This window comes from Siccirubricoccus phaeus (assembly GCF_008360935.1).
Classification (GTDB): domain Bacteria; phylum Pseudomonadota; class Alphaproteobacteria; order Acetobacterales; family Acetobacteraceae; genus Siccirubricoccus; species Siccirubricoccus phaeus.
Window position 1 is genome coordinate 43178 of sequence record NZ_SRXO01000010.1, and the last position, 17657, is coordinate 60834.

Below are 17657 nucleotides of genomic sequence, written 5' to 3' on the forward strand. Positions count from 1 at the left end.
GCACAATGGCACTGCTTTCTCATTGGCTGCGACGGCAAGCCAAAGTTCGAAGGATCGTCGGACCACTTATGGGGCTGGCTTTGACGGCAGCGGCTTTGAGCCCGTCACCTGTGGTGGCGCAGTATCCCAATCAGCCCATCCGCCTCGTCACCGGCTTCGCGGCTGGGTCAGCCACCGACGTCCTTGCACGCATCCTGGCAGAGCCTCTAGCTGCCGCCCTTGGCCAACCGTTCGTCGTCGATAACCGGCCGGGAGCGATGTCGGTGATTGGGACCGAGGTGGTCGCCAGGTCTCGACCGGATGGGTACACGCTTCTACTCGGCGCAAATGCTGGACTCGCCGTCGGCCCTGCCGGGCTTGTCCGCAACGTGAGCTACGATCCGTTGCGCGATTTCGCCCCGCTAGGCCGCGTAGGCATCGTATCCTTCGTTCTGGTGAGCGGCCGCGAAGTTCCGGCGAACACCAGCGCCGGATTAATCGAGTACGTCAGAGCCAATCAGGCAAACGTCAGTTGCGCCTCCTCCAACGCCAATGGCCGCGTCTTCTGCGAGGTGCTGAAGCGCCGCCTCGGTGTCGATCTGGTTTCCGTGTACTATGGCAGCGGCCCGCAGGCGGCGACGGACCTGATTGCCGGCCGGGTCTCCCTGATGTTCATGGACGCCGCATCGGCGGTGGCGCGCGTCGCGACGGACCAGATCCGCGCCTATGCGGTGATTGGCGAAGCACGCAGCGCCTTTCTGCCGGACGTGCCGACGGCCACTGAAGCACGGCTACCCGATCTTCCCAACAACATCGGCTGGTGGGGGTTGTTCGGCCCAACGGGTTTGCCTGCGCCGATTGCGGACCGGCTTGCACGGGAACTGCAGGGCGTGCTGGCTCATCCCGAGGTGCGGCGGCAGATGCTCGCTGCCGGTGTGCAGCCGGCACACTTGCCCCCAGCGGAGCTCGCGGCCTTCGTTGGTCAGGACCTGCAGAGATGGCGGGCGTTGTTGGCGGATTTCAACATCTCGCCGGAAGGCTGAGCCAGCGGCATCCGCTGGTCGGGAGGTCCATTGGAGCCTCGGTTTTCTGTTGGAAGGGAGTGAATCCATGAACAAGAGCATTTCCCAAACCCTGGCAGGCGAGGTGCCTGAGGCCGAATGGAAGGCGCGCCTCGAGCTCGCGGCCTGCTATCGCCTCGTCGCGGAATTTGGCTGGTCCGACCTCGCTGCGACGCATATCTCGGTGCGAGTTCCTGGCCCTGAACACCATTTCCTGATCAATCCTTACGGCGTGCTGTTCGACGAAATCACCGCCTCTTCGCTCGTGAAGGTAGACCTGGACGGGCAGGTGGTCGGCTCCCGATCATCGATCAATCCCGCAGGCTTCATCATTCATGGGGCCATCCATATGGCCCGGCCGGAGTTGAGTTGCGTCCTGCACACGCACACACCGGCGGGCGCTGCGGTCGCTACGCAACGCGATGGGTTGCTGCCCATCACGCAACAGGCGCTCGTGATCTTCGACGATGTCGCCTACCATGACTACGAGGGTGCGGCGCTCAACCTCGGGGAGCGGGAGCGGATCCTGGAGGATCTCGGGGAGAAGCGCATCCTGATCCTCCGCAATCACGGGCTTCTCACGGTCGGGCGGACGGTGGGCGAGGCCTTCGTTACGATGTACCGCATCGAGCGAGCCTGTCGGTACCAGCTCGCATTCCAGGCCGCGGGCGTGCCGGCTTATCCGCTGACCGAGGAGGTGCGCCTACGGACGGTCGAGCAGGGCCGGAAAATCTATGGCCAGGGCGGTTTCGCGCAGCCAGGCGCCGAGTGGGAGTCACTGCTGGCTCGCCTCGATCGTCGCGATCCTTCATATCGTCAATGAGCATGGAGGATATAGGCAGCCCGGACGTTTTGCTGTTCAACTCGCTCCTTGACGAGGCAGGGCGCGAGTTGCTCGAGCAAAGCGGCTTGGTGGTTCAATTGTGCCACGCGCATCCTGACGCGGATGTGCCTGAAGATGCGTTGGCTACTGTCCAGGCCGTAATTGTTCGGACCCCCGGCCGCGTTTGCGCGGAGACTATTTCGCGAATGCCGGCATTGCGGGTGATCGCCGCGGCGGGAACCGGCTTCGAGCACATCGACGTGGCTGCTGCAACGCAAGCTGGAATCGCAGTCGTGAATAACGCAGCGATTGGTGCCCAGCCTGTGGCTGAGCATGTCGTGGGCATGATGCTCGACCTTCTGAAGCGGATTTCGGTCGGCGACCGATTCCTGCGCCGCAATGGCTGGACCGCTCGGGATCGGCTGATCGGGCCTGACAAGGGTACGGAACTTGGCGCCCAGACGGTGGGGATCGTTGGTCTGGGGGCGATCGGGGCGCGCGTCGCCTCAATCTGCGTGAGAGGTTTTGGCAGTAGGGTAATCGCTTTCAGCCCAACGACGCCGGAGGCTCGCTTTGCGGCCTGCGGTGCGGAACGCGTGTCGGATTTGCTGGACCTATGCCGAAGGGCGGATGTTCTGGTGCCTTTGGCGCGTTATGGCCCGGCAACGCACCATCTGATCGGAGCGGTTGAGCTCGCCGCAATGCGGCCCGGCAGCTATCTTGTGAATGCGTCTCGTGGTCAGGTGGTTGATGAGCTTGCTCTGCTACGGGCTCTGCGTGATGGCCGGTTGGCCGGGGCAGGTCTCGATGTCTTCGACCCGGAGCCGCCGAGAGATGATCATCCTCTGTTCAGCCTCGATAATGTGGTCGTCACCCCGCACATCGCCGGCGTGACACGCGAAGCATCGCGCCGCTTGTCACTCTCGTCAGCCAATCAGATACTCCAGGTGCTCCGGTGCGAGCGGCCACCCTTCCTGCTGAATCCGGAGATCTGGCCATCTCGTCCGAGGGTGCAGGGATAGATTCATACGGTCCGGCTCAAGGTTACTCAGTTGTCTGCCGCGACTTTCTCACATCCGGCACCGCCGTTATCCGCGAGGCCGTGCTCGCCATCCGCCGCATCTATCACGCATTCAGCCGCCACCGCGCGAGCCACCGCCACGCCGGGCGGCCCTGGCGCGAAGACGAACGAACGAAGCTAGCTGTCGCTGCTATGGAGCGGGAAGGTTCGTCTGCGCCGCTGCCATCTCGGCCAGACGCTGATCCTCGATGCTGATCGGGCAGCCGCCGGACCCGGCGGCCGGCATCTGGCAGGCTGTCACCGCCAGCAACGGCATCAGCGTCGCGGCAAGGCACCGCATCCTCGCTTCCTGCTCCGGGCGCCCGGAGAGGCTTCGGCGATGCGGCGCGGACGGCAAACCGGGAGCCCTGAGATCGGCCGAGGGTGATGCGCCCTCGGCACCGCCTCGTCCCGGTCCGGGCCCACGGCCCGGCAGTTGCCGGCAGGGCGGAGAACCTCAGATCATGGGGCCATGGTCTCGACGACCCGCCAGGCGCCGATCGGGCGCAACGTCGCGGTCGAAATTGCGCTGGAGCTGATCCATCGGAAGATCGAGGATCGACGCATGGGCGACTGTCGCATCGAAGGCGTTGTTGACGAGGATGTCGAGACCGCCATCCGCACCCGTTCTCAACCGGGATGGGCGGGCGCCACCCCGCCGGGGCAGTGCCCCGAATCCCCGCCAGCCGGAAGGCCGTGCCTTGCCCGCCCCGCCACCCCACCCCCATATCCCCTCCATGGACCTCGACTTCACCGAAGCGGAGCTGCACCGCTACTCCCGGCACATCCTGCTGCAGGATGTCGGCGCCCTCGGCCAGGCGAAGCTGCGCGCCGCCCGGGTGCTGGTGGTGGGGGCCGGCGGGCTCGGCGCGCCGCTGACGCTCTACCTGGCCGCGGCCGGGGTCGGGACCATCGGCCTCGTGGACCATGACCAGCTCGAACTCTCCAACCTGCAGCGCCAGGTGGTGCATGCCACCGCCCGCCTCGGCCGCAACAAGGCGGAAAGCGCCGCCGAGACCCTCCGCGCCCTGAACCCCGAGATTCGCATCGAGATCCACCCCCGCCGCATGGATGCTGCCGCGGCGCAGGAGCTGATCCCGCGCTACGATATCATCTGCGACGGCACGGATAATTTCCCGACGCGCTTCCTGCTGGGCGATGCCTGCCACCTGCTGGGCCGGCCTTTGGTCTCCGCCGCGGTGCTGCGCTTCGAGGGGCAGCTTTCCACCTACAAATCGCATCTCGGCGCGCCGCACCCCTGCCATCGCTGCCTGCACCCGGAGATGCCGCCGGAAGGGCTGGTGCCGAGCTGTTCCGAGGCCGGGGTGCTGGGCGCCGTCACCGGCGTGATGGGCACGCTGCAGGCGACCGAGGTGCTGAAGGAGATTCTCGGGATCGGGGAGGGGATGTCCGGCCGCCTGCTGCTCTGGGATGCGCTGGACATGCGCTTCCGCCTGGTGCGGCTGAAGCGCGACCCGGGCTGCGCCCTGTGCGGGGAGGCGGCGGCGATCCGCGATCTCTCCGCCCATGCGGCCCCCCCGCCGCTGGTCTGCGTGGCTTCCTGAATGCCGGCCGGTTCACGCCTGCGGGCGCCGGCGTTCCTTGCGATCCGGCGGCGCCATGCCGCCGGCCGGTCCAGGGTCCCGGGTGCCGGCGTCCTCCCGGCGGTCAGGCGGCGCCGCGCCGCCGGCCGGTCCACGCCACCAGGCGCCGGTGTCCTCCCGGCGGTCAGGCGACGCCGCGCCGCCGGCCGGTCCACGTCACCAGGTGCCGGTGTCCTCCCGGCGGTCGGCCGCCGTGCCGCCGGCCGGTCCGCGCCGCCGGGTGCCGGCGTCCGTCTGGCGGCCGGGCGGCGCCATGCCACCCTCACCCTCTCCCGGAGAGAAGCGCCCTCCAGCGACCGGGCGGGCGCATGAAGCCCCTTGGCATCCTGCTGCTCTCGGGCGATCACGAAAGGGCGCATTACGCGCTGGTGCTCGCCACCGGCGCGGCGGCGCTGGGGCGGGAGGTGACGCTCTTCGCCAGCAATGCCGGCTGCCGGCTGTTCCTGGCGGACAACCCCCTGGCCCAGGACCCGCGCGAGGCGGTGCTGGCGGCGCGCGGCGTCGCCACCCTGGCCCAGCTCCTGGAAGCGGCGGCGGAGCTCGGCCTGCGCCGCATCGCCTGCGAGGCGGGGCTGAAGGCCGCGGGCCTGGCCGGCGCCACCCTGGCCCCGGGGGTGGAGGTGGCGGGGGTCGCCACCTTCCTCGCCACGGTCGGGGAGGGGCAACTCCTCTCCCTCTAGTGTCCTGCCCCCGAAGCTCGCTGGATTTCCGGCGAACGCAGCGGATAAGCAGGCCGCTGAAAACCAAGGCCAATGGCCCGAGAACGAAGCCCGCAGGACTTCGAAATCAGCCGCTAGAGCAGATCGCCGGAGGGCGGCATCGCCCGGAGGCGTGAATCGCTCTACAATCATAAGCTAGAGCGGTTTCACCTCGCCAGCGCTCGGCGAACCCGTTCCAGCCCTTTGTCCGGTCGCATTTTCCGAGTCGTCCGGCGATTCCGCCGGATTTGAAAATGCTCCAGGGGCGCCATCCCTCTTGAGCGTGGATGCGTTCGCTTTCGCTCACGCACCCCGCTCTAATTCTTTGTTCGGTCGCGTGATTCACGGCTTCGCTTGATTCAGCCTTCCCCGATTCCGCTCCGGCGGCGCCATCCGCGTAAGGCCATGTCGCAATTGCCGCGGCGATTGCCTATCTTGGGGGCAACAAGAACCTTGCCGGAGACCTCCACCCCATGCCCCGCCCCCGTCTGCTGCTCGCGGCCCTGGCGGCCGCGACCCTGGCCCTTGCCCCGGCGCTGACCGAGGCGCGGCCGGGCGGCAGCTCCTCCATGGGCAGCCGCGGCAGCCGCAGCTACAGCGCGCCGCCCAGCACCCCCACCTCCCCCGGCACCGTCCGGCCGATGGACCGCACCATGGAGGCGCCAGGCCGGCCCGCCACCCCGGGCTATGCCCAGCCGGCGCCGCGCGCGCCGATCGGCCAGCCCAACCCGCAGGGCGGCTTCTTCTCCCGCAACCCCTTCATGGCGGGGCTGATGGGCGGGCTGATCGGCGCCGGCATCGGCGGGCTGCTGTTCGGCCATGGGCTGTTCGGCGGCTTCACCGGCTTCGCCAGCTTCCTCGGCCTGCTGCTGCAGATCGGGCTGATCGCCGGCCTCGTCTGGCTGGTGCTGGGCTTCCTGCGCCGGCGCCAGCCGCAGCCGGCCATGGCCGGCGTGGCGCCGGGCCTGGCCCGCAGCAACATGGCGGAGGGCCGGCCCGGCCGGGCCGGCGGCGCCGCGCCCGCTGGCGGCACCCCGCTGCACATCCTGCCGGAGGATTTCAACGCCTTCGAGCAGGCGCTGAAGGCGGTGAACGATGCCTGGTCCCGCCGCGACACCGGCACTTTGCAGCGCCTGGCGACGCCGGAGATGGCCCGCTATTTCGCCGACGACCTGGCGGATCTGGCCGCCCGCGGCTGGCACAACGAGACCCGCGATGTCCGGCTGGAGGGCGGCGACCTGTCCGAGGCCTGGCGCGAGGGCGACCGCGACTTCGCCACCGTGGCGATGCGTTTCAGCCTGGTGGATGTCACCTGGCGCCTTGCCGACCGCGCCGTGATGGAGGGCGACCCCAACCGCCGCACCACCGCGACGGAGTTGTGGACCTTCACCCGCCGCGCCGGCGGCCCCTGGCAGCTTTCCGCCATCCAGCAGGTCGGCTGAGCCCACCGCCGGGCGAGGGCCGGCAGGCGAACCCTCGGGTCTGAAACTCGGACCGGGGTCCGGGGAGGGGTCCCCTCCCCGGCGGGGGTTCGGGGGCAGCGCCCCCGACCTTCGGGCTTTCTGCCGGAGTTGACGCCCATGACCGGCCCCGACACGGGGTCGCAACACCGGGCGGCGCCCCCGCACCTTCGCTACGCGAATCGCGGCCCTTCCGGCAGCGCCGCCAGGTGGGTCACATGCCGCCGCCCATGGGTGGCGCTGGTCAGCAGCGCCGCCGTGTGCCGGTTGTCATGCACCGAGGCGAGGCCGAAGCCATGCACCTGCAGCAGCAGGAAATGGTCCGTCACCCGCACCAGGTACCAGCCCGGTGCCAGCCCACCCCGCACCAGCTTCAGCAGGGAGACCCGCCGTTCCGGCAGCGGCGGCCGCTGATGCGGGACGCCATAGGCTGCCAGCACCGCCAGCAGATCCCGCCAATAGGCCGTCACCACCGGTCCGGAGGCCGGGTACCAGTCCGGCGCCACGGCGCGGAGGGCGGCGCAGGCCTCCGCATAGGGGCGGCCGGTGACCAGGGCGATGGCGGCCGGGCCGCACCAGGGAATTGCGCCGTGATTCTCGGCGGTCAGGGCAAGGTGGCCGCGGCTGCCGGCTGGCGGGCGAGCGGGGGAGGTATGCATGGCACGTATCCCGGGCTTGGTTGCCCGGGCCGCGCCCGGCAACGTCTCACTTCATCGCGAGGGCCGGCGCGGTAGTCAATCTACGATATATAAAATTGCTGCAATGCAGCGGCGGTCACCGCATCCGCCGGCAGGAAAGCCTCCACCGCCAGCTCCGAAAGAGTGACATCCACCGGCGTGCCGAAGACGGTGGTGGTGCTGAGCAGCTCCAGCACCGCGCCGCCCGGCACCGCCAGGCGCAGCGGCACCGCAATGGCCTCCGCCGCCACCTCCGGCGGCTTCTCCCGCGGGGCGGGCAGGCGGCGCAGCTCCTCCAGCAGCGCCGCCAGGGCGGGGTCCGCGGACAGCTCCACCTGCCGCCGCAGCCGGGCCAGCAGATGCGCCCGCCATTCCGCCAGGTTGCGGATGCGCGGCGCCAGCCCTTCCGGGTGCAGGGAAAGCCGCAGCACGTTCACCGGCGGCGCCAGCAGGGCAGGGGCGGCGCCCGCCATCAGCCGCCCGGCCATCGGGTTGGCCGCCACAAGCTGCCAGTGCCGGTCCACCGCCAGGGCCGGATTCGGCATCTGCGCCGCCAGCACCTGCCGGATGGCGGCCAGCGCCGGCGCCAGGGCCGGGTGGTCCAGCCCCCGTTGCGGGAAGAGCGGCGCGAAGCCGGCGGCCAGCAGCAGCCGGTTGCGCTCCCGCAAGGGCAGCTCCAGCGGCTCCGCCAGGCGCAGCACCATCTCCCGGCTCGGCGCCGCCTTGCCGGTCTCGAGGCAGCTCAGATGCCGGGTGGAGATCTCCGCCTCCAGCGCCAGCGCCATCTGGCTCAGCCGCCGCCGCTGCCGCCATTGCCGCAGCAGCTCTCCCACGCTTTCGCCCGTGCCCTGCATGGCCCCGTCCTACCCCATCGCGGCGGCGGAACCATGACCCGCGAGGTCATGGCCGAGGCAGCGTGATGCGCCCCACCCTTCCCCGCCCCGCCCGGTGGGCGCTATAGCCCGCCCCATGCTGGACCAGATCGAGGCCGCCGCGCCGCTCTACATCGCCGATGCGGCCGCGCCCCGGCGGCAGGAGAAGGCGATCGCCGACCTCGCCACCGGCTTCCGCCGCTGGCGCCTGCCCGCCGCCCTGGCGCGGCTGGACATCAAGAACCGCTACCGCGGCTCCGTCCTCGGCCCCTTCTGGCTGACCCTGTCCACCGCCGTCATGGTGGTCGGGCTGGGCATCCTCTACTCCTCCCTCTTCAAGCTGCCGCTGGAGGAGTACCTGCCCTTCCTCGCGGTCAGCCTGATCGTCTGGAACATGATCTCGGCCATCGTGGCCGATGCCTGCGTCAGCCTGACCAGCTCGGAAGGCATCATCCGCCAATTGGCGCTGCCCTATACCGTCCACATCCTGCGCTGCGTCCTGCGCAACGCGCTGATCGCGGCGCACAGCCTGCCGCTGATCCTGCTGGTCTTCCTCGCCTGCGGGGTGATGCCGGGGGCGGAGGCGCTGCTGGCCCTGGCCGGGCTGGTGCTGGTGGCGGTGAACGCCTTCGCGGTCGCGCTCTTCCTCGGCATGGTCTGTGCCCGGTTCCGTGACATCGCGCCCATCGTCGCCTCCGCCATGCAGCTCGCCTTCTTCCTCTCCCCAGTGCTGTGGAAGCCGGAGCTGCTCGGGGACCGCCAGGTCTGGCTGCCGCTGAACCCCTTCTACACGGTGATGGAAACGGTGCGCGGCCCGCTGGTGGAAGGCGGCGTGGCGCCGCTGATCTGGCTCTCGGCCGGGCTCTACACGCTGCTCGCCTGCGCCGTCGCCTTTGCCTTCTTCGTCCGCTTCCGCGGGCGCATCGCCTTCTGGGTCTAGCCGTCCGATCGCCCGGAGGCGCAGCCGCAGGGCGTGAACCGGCCGGCAGGAGAAACTCCCCGATGCCCTATATCGCCGCGCGCGACCTGACCATCGAATTCCCACTTTACCACCTCGGCGCGCGCTCCCTGAAGAAACGCATCCTGGCGCATTCGCCGCTGCGCCTCCGGCAGGACGAGGCCAACCGCGTCGTCGTCTCGGCGCTGCGCGGCCTCGACTTCCGCATCGGCGCCGGGGAGAGGGTGGCGCTCATCGGCCGCAACGGCGCGGGGAAGACCACGCTGCTGCGCACCTTGGCCGGCGTCTACGAACCCGTGGGCGGCCGCCTCGAGGTGCAGGGGCTGATCGGCTCCCTGATCGACCCCGCCGCCGGCATGGACCAGGAATCGACGGGGCGGGAGAACATCACCCTGCGCGGCCTGTTCCGCGGCCTGGACGAGGCGGAAAGCGCCGTGATGGCAGAGGAGATCGGCGCCTTCGCCGGCCTCGGCGAATTCCTCGACGTGCCGGTGCGCAGCTATTCCGCCGGCATGCAGGTGCGGCTGTCCTTCGCCATCGCCACGGTGATGGCGCCGGAAGTGCTGCTGATGGACGAATGGTTCCTGGCCGGCGATGCCGAATTCCGCGAGAAGGCGCGGGTGAAGCTGACGAAGCTGGTGAAGGACGCGGACATCCTGGTGCTGGCGACGCATGACCTGGGCGTGGTGCGGGAATGGTGCACCCGCGTCATCCGCCTGGATGCCGGGCGGATCGTCGAGGACGGCCCGGTGGAGGCGGTGCTGGCGGCCGCCTGACCCGGGCGCCGCTCAGGCGACGACGCCGGCCGAGCCGGCGGCGATGACGCAATTCCGCCCGCGGCGCTTGGCCTCATAGAGGCAGTGATCCGCCTGCTGGACGAGCAGCTCCGCCGCCAGCACCACATCGCCGGGCTCCGGCACGGAGGCGGCGAGGCCGATGCTCACCGTCACCACCTGGTGCCGGCCGCCGGCGCCGAGATGGGGAATCGCCAGCGCCTCCACCGCCTCCCGCAGCCCCTCCGCCCGCCGCTCCGCTTCCGCCAGGGAGGCGCCGGGGAGCAGCAGGATGAACTCCTCCCCGCCATAGCGCGCCGCCAGATCCACCGGATGGGCCGCCGCGGTGCCGATCACCGCCGCCACCCGGCGCAGGCAGGCATCGCCCCGGGGATGGCCGTAATGGTCGTTGAACAGCTTGAAGTGGTCGACATCGATCAGCAGGATGGCGACCGGCTGGCGCAGCCCGGCGCAGCGGTGCAATTCCCGCTCGAACCCCGCATCGAAGGCGCGGCGGTTGGCAAGGCCGGTCAGCGGATCCTCGGTGACGAGCTGGGCGATCTCCGCCTCCAGCCGCTTGCGCTCCGTGACGTCGCGGGCGATGGCGACGATGCCGTCCGGCAGCCCCGTCGCCGGGTCGCGCACCGAGCGCACCCGGGCCTCGAGCCAGACCCAGGTGCCGTCGTCGCGGCAGATGCGGTAGGCCGTCGTCGCCTCCTCCACCTCCCCGGCATAGACCGGGCCGACGGTGTCCAGCATCTGCTGCTTGTCGTCCGGATGGGTGATCTCGCGCGGCGAGCGGCCGATCAGCTCCTCCGGCTCGCGGCCCAGGATGCGGCGGGAGGCGGGGGAGACGTAGCGGCGGATCCGGTCCGGCCCGATGCGGGAGACCATGTCGCCGCTGTTCTCCGCCAGCAGGCGGAATTCGTCGCTGTTGCGCCGCGCCTCCTGCTCCGCGGCGTGGCGGCGCATCACCTCCCGCTGCAGCAGCAGGATGGGGGTGAGGAGGGCGCCGAGCAGGCCGAGGGTGGTGAGTCCCGTGACGATGGCACGGGCGCGCCATTCCGCCTCCATCTCGGCGGCGCTGCCGGAGACGCTGACCAGCAGCGGCCAGCCGCCGACCCAGGCGAAGCCGTGCAGCAGCCTTCCGTCCTGGGCCGTGCCGGAGGTGACGAACCCGTTCGGCTGCAAGGCCGCCTGGCGGAAGATGCTAGCAATGCCCGCCTCCTGCCCGGCGGCCGGGCCGGGCCAGGCGGCGCCGAGCAGTGCCACGCCGTCATGCCGGTAGAGGCCGAGGGTGAAGCCGCCATCGGCGACCTGCAGATGGGCTTCGAGGCGCCGGCGGAGGGAATCGAGGTCGAGCAGCGCGACCACCGCGCCGGCGAAGCGGTCATCGGCGGGGTGCAGGCCGCGGCTGAGCGCCACCACCTCCCGCGCCTCCGGGCCCGGCTGGGGCGGGCTGAACCACAGCCCGCCCCAGCCATGCCTGCCATGGCTGCGCAGATAGCCCATGCCGGTCTGGCCCGGCGGCAGGGCACCGGAGGCGGAGATGATGTCGCCCCGGGCGTCGAGCAGGAAGACCAGCCGCACATCCTCCTCCGCCAGGGCCTGGTCGAAGAGGAAGGCCTGGCGCAGCGCCGGCGGCATGGCGGCGAGCTCCGGCGCCGCCTGGCGTTCCGCGGCGTGCCGCAGCGCCCGGTCGAGCCGGGTGACCGCGTGGTCGATATCCTGGCTGATCAGCAGGCTGAGTTGCCGGGCCGTCTCGGTGGTTCTGCGCCAGAGCTGCTGGCGGCCGGCCAGCAGGTCGTCAACCGTCAGCGCGCCGAAGACGGTTGCGAGGCCCAGGCAGAAGAGCGGCAGCCGGAAGGCGCGCACCTGCTGCACCAGCGCGTGGCGCGCGGCATTGCGCCTGCCGGCCGTGACCGTGCCGGGCGTGGCCGCCTTCGCCCCCGGCGCCGCAGGGGGCGTTGCCGCGCCGTCGACTCTGGCTGGGTCCCCACGGCTCGGCATGGCGTTCCACGCGGCTCTGTATGTCATCTGCCCAGGATTGGCTGAATTTTGACAACTGCTTCTTAATACAGCCACCCCCGGCCTTGTCGCCCACGCATCCCGCCTTGTCGAGAGCGTGTCGCAACGGGCGTCCTTTTCACCGGAAGCCGGCCCTTCCCGGGCGGCGAGCCGTTCAGCCCGCGCCCTTGCCGGCGCCGGGCGGCAGCACGCGCTGCGGGTCCAGCCAGGTGGCGAACCAGGACAGGCCGAAATGCAGATGCGGCCCTGTCACCCTGCCGGTGGCGCCGCTGCGGCCGATCGGCTCGCCCGCCGCCACGCGCTGCCCCGGCGCCAGATCCAGCTGCGACATATGGGCGTAGAGCGTCTGCACCCCATGCCCATGGTCGAGGATGGTGGTGAGGCCGGTGAAGTAGAGGTCCTCGGCCAGCAGCACCTCCCCCGCCGCGGCGGCATGCAGCATCGTGCCGGTGGGCACGGCGATGTCGAGGCCGAGATGCGGCGCGCGGGGCTCCCCGTTCAGGATGCGCTGGCTGCCATAGACGCCGCTGATGCGGCCGGTGGCGGGCCAGCGGAAGCCGGCGGCGAAATGCGGCGTGGCGCTGTCCGTGCGGCGCAGGGCGGCGAGCTTCTCGCGTTCCCGGACGATGCGTTCCATGGTTTCGGGCGGCGGTGTCACCATGGCGCCGGGCAGGCCTTCCAGCCGCTGGATGTTCCATTGCCGGCGGGCGATGGCGAGGCGCTGCCGGCTGGGCCGGCCGCCGGGCGGCGTGACGCTCAGCATGGCCTGGGGGCCGTGGTCGCGGCCGAAGCCGAAGGCGTATTCGCCGCGCGGGCCGATGCGGAGCGCCCGGCCTTCCAGCGCCAAGGCGATGCCCGGCGGCACCCGGCCGGCGACGAAGCCGCCCTGGGCAAGGCCGGCCCGGGGCAGGTCCAGCGCCGCCGCGGCCGGGCGGGGCAGGGCCGCCAGCGCCGGCAGGACCAGGGCCGGCAGGGCGAGCGCGGTGCGGCGGCGGATCACAGCAGCGCGCCCTGCTCGGGCAGGTCCTTCTTGCGGCGCGGCGCGGCCGGGGGGCGGGGCTCGGCAGGCTGGGGATCGGGGGGGGCGGGATCGGGGGGGCTGGCGCCGTCGGCGGTGGCGCCCACGCTGCCATCGGCGAAGGTGATGTTGAGCCGCGCCCCGGCCGGCACCGCAGCGGCGCTGGGCAGGGGCGTGCCCGCCGAATCCTGCACCAGGGCGAAGCCGCGCGCCAGCACCGCCTGGTAGGAGACGCCGGCGAGCCGGGCCGAAAGCCCTTCCAGCCGCGCCCGCTTTTCCCGCAGCAGCGCCAGCACGGGATTGGCGGAGAAGCGCGCCAGCGCCGGCGCCGCCTGGCGCCGGGCCTGGCCGCGCTGCCAGGCGGCGGCCTGCCGCGCCGCCAGCAGGGAAAGCGCGGCGCGCTTCGCCGCCACCTGTTCCCGCGGATGCGGCAGGCGCTGGGCGATGCGGTGCAGCAGGGCCCGCTTGCGCTCCAGCAGGGCCGGGCCGCAAATGGCGAGGCGCTCCGCCCGATCCTCCAGCCGCTGATGCAGCCTGCCGAGGATGCCGGGCATGTCCGGCAGGCCGCGCTCGGCCTGCATCAGCCGGCGGCGGGCGCGTTCCACCACGGCCAGGCCGCACTGGCGCAGCCGGGCTTCCTTGTGCGCCAGGTCGGCCAGCAGGTCGGCCCGGGCGGGAATGGCCATTTCGGCGGCGGCGGTCGGCGTCGGGGCGCGGCGGTCGGCGGCGAAGTCGATCAGGGTGGTGTCCGTCTCATGCCCCACGGCGCTGATGAGGGGGATGGGGCAGTCGGCGGCGGCGCGGACCACGATCTCCTCATTGAAGGCCATCAGGTCTTCCAGGCTGCCGCCGCCGCGGGCGACGATCAGCACATCCGGCCGCGGCACAGCGCCGCCCGGGGCCAGGCGGCCGAAACCCTGAATGGCGGCCGCCACCTGCTCGGCGGCGCCCACGCCCTGCACCGGCACGGGCCAGAGGATGATGCGGCGGGGGAAGCGCCGGGCGATGGTGGTGCGGATGTCCTGGATCACCGCGCCCCGCTCGCTGGTGACGACGCCGATGATGCGGGGCAGCAGCGGCAAAGGCCGCTTGCGTTCCGCGGCGAAGAGGCCCTCGGCCAGCAGCCTGGTGCGCAGCGCCTCGATCCGCGCCAGCAGGGCGCCGGCCCCGGCATATTCCAGCCGGTCGATGACGAGCTGGTATTTGGACCGGTCCGCATAGGTGGTGATGCGGCCGGTGGCGACGACCTCCACGCCATTCTCCGGCTGCAGGGAGAGGCGGGGGACGGAGGTCTTCCAGATCACCGCCTCCAGCTTGGCGTTCTCATCCTTCAGGGAGAGGTAGACGTGACCGGAAGGGTAGCGCTTGCACTCGGTGATCTCGCCGCGGATGCGGACGCGGCCGAAAGCGCCCTCCAGCGTGCGGCGGATGGCGCCGGCGATTTCGGAAACGGCGAATTCGGGGATGTTCGCGCGGGGCGGGGTGGTGTCCATGCGGGGAGTATATGCTAGCCCGCCACGGTGTTGAGGGAGGGCGTCGCGCCGCAAGGCGCGCCTCGCGGCGCGACCCTCCCTCAAGCTCTACCCGCCAGGGGCCGCAAGGCCCTTGGAATCCTTGAGTTTGCGGTGGAACCGTCGGGTCTGAAATTCATGCCTTCCAATGGCCCTTCGGCCTTTGGCGGGGGAGAGCTCGAGAGGGGGTCGTGCCGCAAGGCACGCCCTTCGGCGTGACGCCCCCTCTCGGAACGGAGCGGATGATGAAAGTACTGGTCGTCGGCGGCGGTGGCCGCGAGCATGCGCTGTGCTGGGCCCTGGCGGCCTCGCCCCTGCTGACCAGGCTGTGGTGCGCCCCCGGCAATGCCGGCATTGCCGAACTCGCCGAGTGCGTCCCGATCGGCGCCGAGGACATCCCCGCTTTGGTCGCCTTCGCCAAGGCCCAGGCCGTGGACCTGGTGGTGGTGGGGCCGGAGGCGCCGCTGACGCTGGGCCTCGCCGATGCCTGCGCCGAAGCGGGGCTGAAATGCTTCGGCCCCAGCCAGGCGGCGGCGCGGCTGGAGGGCAGCAAGGGCTTCACCCGCGAGGTCGCCGATGCCGCCGGCGCCCCCGGCGCGCGCTGGGCCCGCTTCGCCGATCCCGTCGCGGCGCGCGCTTATATCCGCGCCCAGGGCGCCCCCATCGTGGTGAAGGCGGATGGGCTGGCCGCCGGCAAGGGCGTGGTGGTGGCGGCGACGGTGGAGGAGGCCGAGGCCGCCATCGCCGACATCATGGAATCCCGCATCCATGGCGAATCGGGCGCGACCGTGCTGGTCGAGGAATGCCTGATCGGCCAGGAAATCTCCTTCTTCGCCCTGTGCGACGGCCGGACCGCGCTGCCCCTCGGTGCCGCGCAGGACCACAAGCGCGTGGGCGATGGCGATACCGGGCCGAATACCGGCGGCATGGGCGCCTATTCCCCGCCGCCGGTCTTCACCGAGGCGCTGCGCGACCAGGTGATGGCGCGGATCGTCCGGCCGGTGCTGGCGGAGATGGCCCGCCGCGGCTCGCCCTTCCGCGGCGTGCTCTTCGCCGGGCTGATGCTCACGGCCGAGGGGCCGAAGCTGATCGAATTCAACGTCCGCTTCGGCGACCCGGAATGCCAGGCGCTGATGGTGCGGCTGAAATCCGATCTGCTCGCCGCGCTGCTGGCGGCCTGCGACGGCGAGCTGGCCGGTTTCGACCTGCGCTGGGATGCGCGGCCCAGCCTGACGGTGGTGATGGCGGCGCGCGGCTATCCCGGCGCCTATGCGAAGGGCACGGAAATCCGCGGGTTGGACCGCGCCGCCGCGGTGCCGGGGGTGCAGGTCTTCCATGCCGGCACGGCGCGGCGGGCGGATGGCGCCATCCTGGCCAATGGCGGCCGCGTGCTCGGCATCACCGCCATGGCGGAGACGCTGCAGGCGGCGCGGGATGTGGCCTACCGGGCGGTGGACGCCATCGACTGGCCGGAGGGCTTCTGCCGGCGGGACATCGCCCACCGCGCCCTGTAGCCGCCGCGCGGCATCGCCGGGGCGTCGGCCTTATCTCAGCGGTCGGTTCGCGTGGCCGGCCCCGGGCCGCAAGGGCAGCCTGCACATCCGCGGGCGGGAGGCAGGGGTTGCGCTTGGCGGCGGAAAGGGCGAGCGGGGGCGGCATCACGGCGCCGGCAGGTTCAGCACCCGCCAGGCCATGCCGGCCGCGACGACCACGCCCACCGGGCTCAGCGCCAGCACCCAGCCCCGCAGCGTCATCGCCCGAAGATGCCGTAGCTCCGCTGTGCCGACCGCCGTGGCCACGCCCACCCCCAGCATGGTCCAGACATGGTAGCGCAGGTCGGAGGCCACGCTCACCACGGCGATTCCCGCGCCATACAGCAGCACCGAGGCGCAGATCGCCACCACCGCCCCGCGCGCCGGGCTTGCCGGCAGGCGCCGCGCCAGCAGCAGCCAGCTCATCGCCAGACCCAGCCAGAAGGCCGGCCAGCCCAGCGGCGTCGCGGCCTGCAGGAAGCCGGCGGCCCGCACCGCGTAGCTCGCCTGGTTCGGCCGGAAGGCGAGGCCGAGATCATTCGGGACATCGGCGAGGAAGGTGACATCGGCCCGGCCGCTCGGCATCAGCCAGCGGATATTCTGGTTCAGATGGGCGAGGCGGTGGCCGATATAGGCCGCCGGCGCATCCAGCACCGCCCTGGCCCACCAGCCTGGCGCATCCAGCCGGCCATCCCGCAATTGCGCGTGGACGGTGGCGAAGACGAAGTCGCAGCGCCCCCAGAAATAGGGGTCCCACCATTCCGGCGTGTAGCACTGCTCGCGGTTGACCGGCGGGAAATCCGCCACGCCAAGCTCGGGGAAATAGTCGCGGCCGGTGCGGGAGCTGATGCCGCCGACATCGTAGATCAGCAGGGAAAGCTGCACCCCCGTCCGCTGCGGCTTGAAGGCGTAGTGGTTCAGCAGGAGGGGCAGGAGGAAGAGCGCGACGAGGGCAAGGAGATGCCGCCCCGCCGAGGCGACCGGCCCGGCCGGGCGCGGCCCGGCCAGCGCATAGACCAGCAGCGGCGCCGCCGCGAAGGGGCCGTTGAACCGCGTGAGGGAGCCGAGCAGGAGCAGCCCCGCCACCAGCGCCAGGGCCGGCAGCGGCAGCGCCTCCCGCCGCGCGCGGCACAGGAAGGCGAGCCCCATGGCGGCATAGAAGAGCAGCCCCATGGTGATGTCCTTCATGAGGATGCCGACATAGCCGAGGGTGATCGGCAGCAGCGCGAAGCCCCCCACCAGCAGCGCCCCGAGCCAGTCCCGCCGGTGCCGCAGCGCCAGGGCGAAGGCGCCCATGCCCAGCCCGTACAGCGCCAGGTGGAAGAGGAAGAGCGAGTCCGGCCCGGCGACGATCAGGTTCAGTTGCCGCCACAGCCAGGCGTAGGCCGGCGGGTGCCAATCCGTGTAGTCGCCGCTCAGGGCCTGCCGGTATTGCTCGATGGTGTCGTTCCTGGCGACGCCGGGGTAGTAGGCGAAACCCACCAGGGCCATGGCGAAGAGGATCGGGGGCAGGCAGAGCCACCCGCTTCGCAGCCAGGACGCAATGCGCATGAACAGCCTTCGATCGGGGGGCGTGGTGCGGCGACGAAACTACGCCGCCGCA

16 protein-coding genes are annotated in these 17657 nt (G+C 71.3%); 9 read left to right on the forward strand and 7 right to left on the reverse strand.

What is annotated here, in order from left to right; genetic code table 11:
• The first annotated feature begins 5 nt into the window (after nt 1-5).
• The 3 genes from E5N76_RS15165 (at nt 6) to E5N76_RS15175 (ending at nt 2885) form a co-directional block, all read left to right on the forward strand.
• Nucleotides 6-1022, forward strand: a complete 1017-nt coding sequence (locus E5N76_RS15165; protein WP_149538162.1) for a Bug family tripartite tricarboxylate transporter substrate binding protein — start codon at nt 6-8, stop codon at nt 1020-1022.
• 67 nt (nt 1023-1089) lie between these two features.
• Nucleotides 1090-1863 (forward strand): class II aldolase/adducin family protein, encoded by a 774-nt coding sequence (locus E5N76_RS15170; protein WP_149538163.1) that lies wholly within the window; start codon nt 1090-1092, stop codon nt 1861-1863.
• Complete coding sequence (locus tag E5N76_RS15175) at nt 1860-2885, forward strand: NAD(P)-dependent oxidoreductase (protein WP_149538164.1); 1026 nt, start codon at nt 1860-1862, stop codon at nt 2883-2885. Before E5N76_RS15170 ends, E5N76_RS15175 begins: the two co-directional genes overlap by 4 nt.
• Nucleotides 2886-3074: 189 nt before the next feature.
• Here the strand turns inward: E5N76_RS15175 and E5N76_RS29530 are convergent, their stop codons facing one another.
• On the reverse strand, nt 3075-3224 hold the full coding sequence (locus E5N76_RS29530; RefSeq protein ID WP_187830186.1) for a hypothetical protein: 150 nt from the start codon (nt 3222-3224) through the stop codon (nt 3075-3077).
• A gap of 436 nt (nt 3225-3660) precedes the next feature.
• Between E5N76_RS29530 and E5N76_RS15180 the strand changes: the two genes are divergently transcribed.
• The 3 genes from E5N76_RS15180 (at nt 3661) to E5N76_RS15190 (ending at nt 6667) form a co-directional block, all read left to right on the forward strand.
• Nucleotides 3661-4488 carry a HesA/MoeB/ThiF family protein gene (locus E5N76_RS15180; protein ID WP_149538165.1) on the forward strand — a complete coding sequence of 276 codons (828 nt, stop codon included), beginning with the start codon at nt 3661-3663 and terminating at the stop codon, nt 4486-4488.
• 347 nt (nt 4489-4835) lie between these two features.
• A complete protein-coding gene (locus E5N76_RS15185) occupies nt 4836-5207 on the forward strand; it encodes a DsrE/DsrF/DrsH-like family protein (protein WP_149538166.1) in 372 nt (123 codons plus the stop codon).
• A gap of 491 nt (nt 5208-5698) precedes the next feature.
• Nucleotides 5699-6667, forward strand: coding sequence for a Tim44 domain-containing protein (locus E5N76_RS15190; RefSeq protein ID WP_149538167.1), 969 nt, complete (start codon nt 5699-5701; stop codon nt 6665-6667).
• A 191-nt stretch (nt 6668-6858) separates the two neighbouring features.
• Here E5N76_RS15190 and E5N76_RS15195 read toward each other — a convergent pair whose 3' ends face one another.
• Together E5N76_RS15195 and E5N76_RS15200 are read right to left on the reverse strand one after the other, a co-directional pair.
• The gene (locus E5N76_RS15195) at nt 6859-7344 is read right to left on the reverse strand and encodes a hypothetical protein (RefSeq protein WP_149538168.1); all 486 of its coding nucleotides are present in this window, start codon (nt 7342-7344) and stop codon (nt 6859-6861) included.
• Between the two features lie 80 nt (nt 7345-7424).
• A complete protein-coding gene (locus tag E5N76_RS15200; RefSeq protein WP_149538169.1) occupies nt 7425-8216 on the reverse strand; it encodes an MmyB family transcriptional regulator in 792 nt (263 codons plus the stop codon).
• Nucleotides 8217-8331: 115 nt separating this feature from the next.
• Here E5N76_RS15200 and E5N76_RS15205 point away from each other — a divergent pair, with 115 nt between their 5' ends.
• Together E5N76_RS15205 and E5N76_RS15210 are read left to right on the forward strand one after the other, a co-directional pair.
• The gene (locus tag E5N76_RS15205; RefSeq protein WP_149538170.1) at nt 8332-9174 is read left to right on the forward strand and encodes an ABC transporter permease; all 843 of its coding nucleotides are present in this window, start codon (nt 8332-8334) and stop codon (nt 9172-9174) included.
• A gap of 62 nt (nt 9175-9236) precedes the next feature.
• A complete protein-coding gene (locus tag E5N76_RS15210) occupies nt 9237-9968 on the forward strand; it encodes an ABC transporter ATP-binding protein (protein ID WP_149538171.1) in 732 nt (243 codons plus the stop codon).
• 12 nt (nt 9969-9980) lie between these two features.
• Here E5N76_RS15210 and E5N76_RS15215 read toward each other — a convergent pair whose 3' ends face one another.
• From E5N76_RS15215 to xseA, 3 genes are all read right to left on the reverse strand, one after another.
• On the reverse strand, nt 9981-12002 hold the full coding sequence (locus E5N76_RS15215) for a diguanylate cyclase domain-containing protein (RefSeq protein ID WP_149538172.1): 2022 nt from the start codon (nt 12000-12002) through the stop codon (nt 9981-9983).
• Nucleotides 12003-12147: 145 nt separating this feature from the next.
• Nucleotides 12148-12993, reverse strand: a complete 846-nt coding sequence (locus tag E5N76_RS15220; RefSeq protein ID WP_149538173.1) for a M23 family metallopeptidase — start codon at nt 12991-12993, stop codon at nt 12148-12150.
• Entirely contained in the window at nt 12990-14504 is a 1515-nt protein-coding gene (gene xseA, locus E5N76_RS15225; RefSeq protein ID WP_149538174.1) for an exodeoxyribonuclease VII large subunit, read from the reverse strand. The genes E5N76_RS15220 and xseA overlap by 4 nt, the downstream gene beginning before the upstream one ends.
• A gap of 263 nt (nt 14505-14767) precedes the next feature.
• Between xseA and purD the strand changes: the two genes are divergently transcribed.
• On the forward strand, nt 14768-16036 hold the full coding sequence (gene purD / locus E5N76_RS15230; protein WP_149538175.1) for a phosphoribosylamine--glycine ligase: 1269 nt from the start codon (nt 14768-14770) through the stop codon (nt 16034-16036).
• Nucleotides 16037-16180: 144 nt separating this feature from the next.
• On the opposite strand, the gene E5N76_RS15235 is transcribed toward purD, so the two are convergent.
• Nucleotides 16181-17605: a hypothetical protein gene (locus tag E5N76_RS15235; RefSeq protein ID WP_149538176.1), complete on the reverse strand. Its 1425-nt coding sequence runs from the start codon at nt 17603-17605 to the stop codon at nt 16181-16183.
• Nucleotides 17606-17657: the final 52 nt, after the last annotated feature.

Excerpts from the sequence above, each read along its gene's own strand:
- E5N76_RS15165 (WP_149538162.1), top strand. The coding sequence starts at position 6 with ATGGCACTGCTTTCTCATTGGCTGCGACGGCAAGCCAAAGTTCGAAGG.
- E5N76_RS15170 (WP_149538163.1), top strand. The coding sequence starts at position 1,090 with ATGAACAAGAGCATTTCCCAAACCCTGGCAGGCGAGGTGCCTGAGGCC.
- E5N76_RS15175 (WP_149538164.1), top strand. The coding sequence starts at position 1,860 with ATGAGCATGGAGGATATAGGCAGCCCGGACGTTTTGCTGTTCAACTCG.
- E5N76_RS29530 (WP_187830186.1), bottom strand. The coding sequence starts at position 3,224 with ATGCGGTGCCTTGCCGCGACGCTGATGCCGTTGCTGGCGGTGACAGCC.
- E5N76_RS15180 (WP_149538165.1), top strand. The coding sequence starts at position 3,661 with ATGGACCTCGACTTCACCGAAGCGGAGCTGCACCGCTACTCCCGGCAC.
- E5N76_RS15185 (WP_149538166.1), top strand. The coding sequence starts at position 4,836 with ATGAAGCCCCTTGGCATCCTGCTGCTCTCGGGCGATCACGAAAGGGCG.
- E5N76_RS15190 (WP_149538167.1), top strand. The coding sequence starts at position 5,699 with ATGCCCCGCCCCCGTCTGCTGCTCGCGGCCCTGGCGGCCGCGACCCTG.
- E5N76_RS15195 (WP_149538168.1), bottom strand. The coding sequence starts at position 7,344 with ATGCATACCTCCCCCGCTCGCCCGCCAGCCGGCAGCCGCGGCCACCTT.
- E5N76_RS15200 (WP_149538169.1), bottom strand. The coding sequence starts at position 8,216 with ATGCAGGGCACGGGCGAAAGCGTGGGAGAGCTGCTGCGGCAATGGCGG.
- E5N76_RS15205 (WP_149538170.1), top strand. The coding sequence starts at position 8,332 with ATGCTGGACCAGATCGAGGCCGCCGCGCCGCTCTACATCGCCGATGCG.
- E5N76_RS15210 (WP_149538171.1), top strand. The coding sequence starts at position 9,237 with ATGCCCTATATCGCCGCGCGCGACCTGACCATCGAATTCCCACTTTAC.
- E5N76_RS15215 (WP_149538172.1), bottom strand. The coding sequence starts at position 12,002 with ATGACATACAGAGCCGCGTGGAACGCCATGCCGAGCCGTGGGGACCCA.
- xseA (WP_149538174.1), bottom strand. The coding sequence starts at position 14,504 with ATGGACACCACCCCGCCCCGCGCGAACATCCCCGAATTCGCCGTTTCC.
- purD (WP_149538175.1), top strand. The coding sequence starts at position 14,768 with ATGAAAGTACTGGTCGTCGGCGGCGGTGGCCGCGAGCATGCGCTGTGC.
- E5N76_RS15235 (WP_149538176.1), bottom strand. The coding sequence starts at position 17,605 with ATGCGCATTGCGTCCTGGCTGCGAAGCGGGTGGCTCTGCCTGCCCCCG.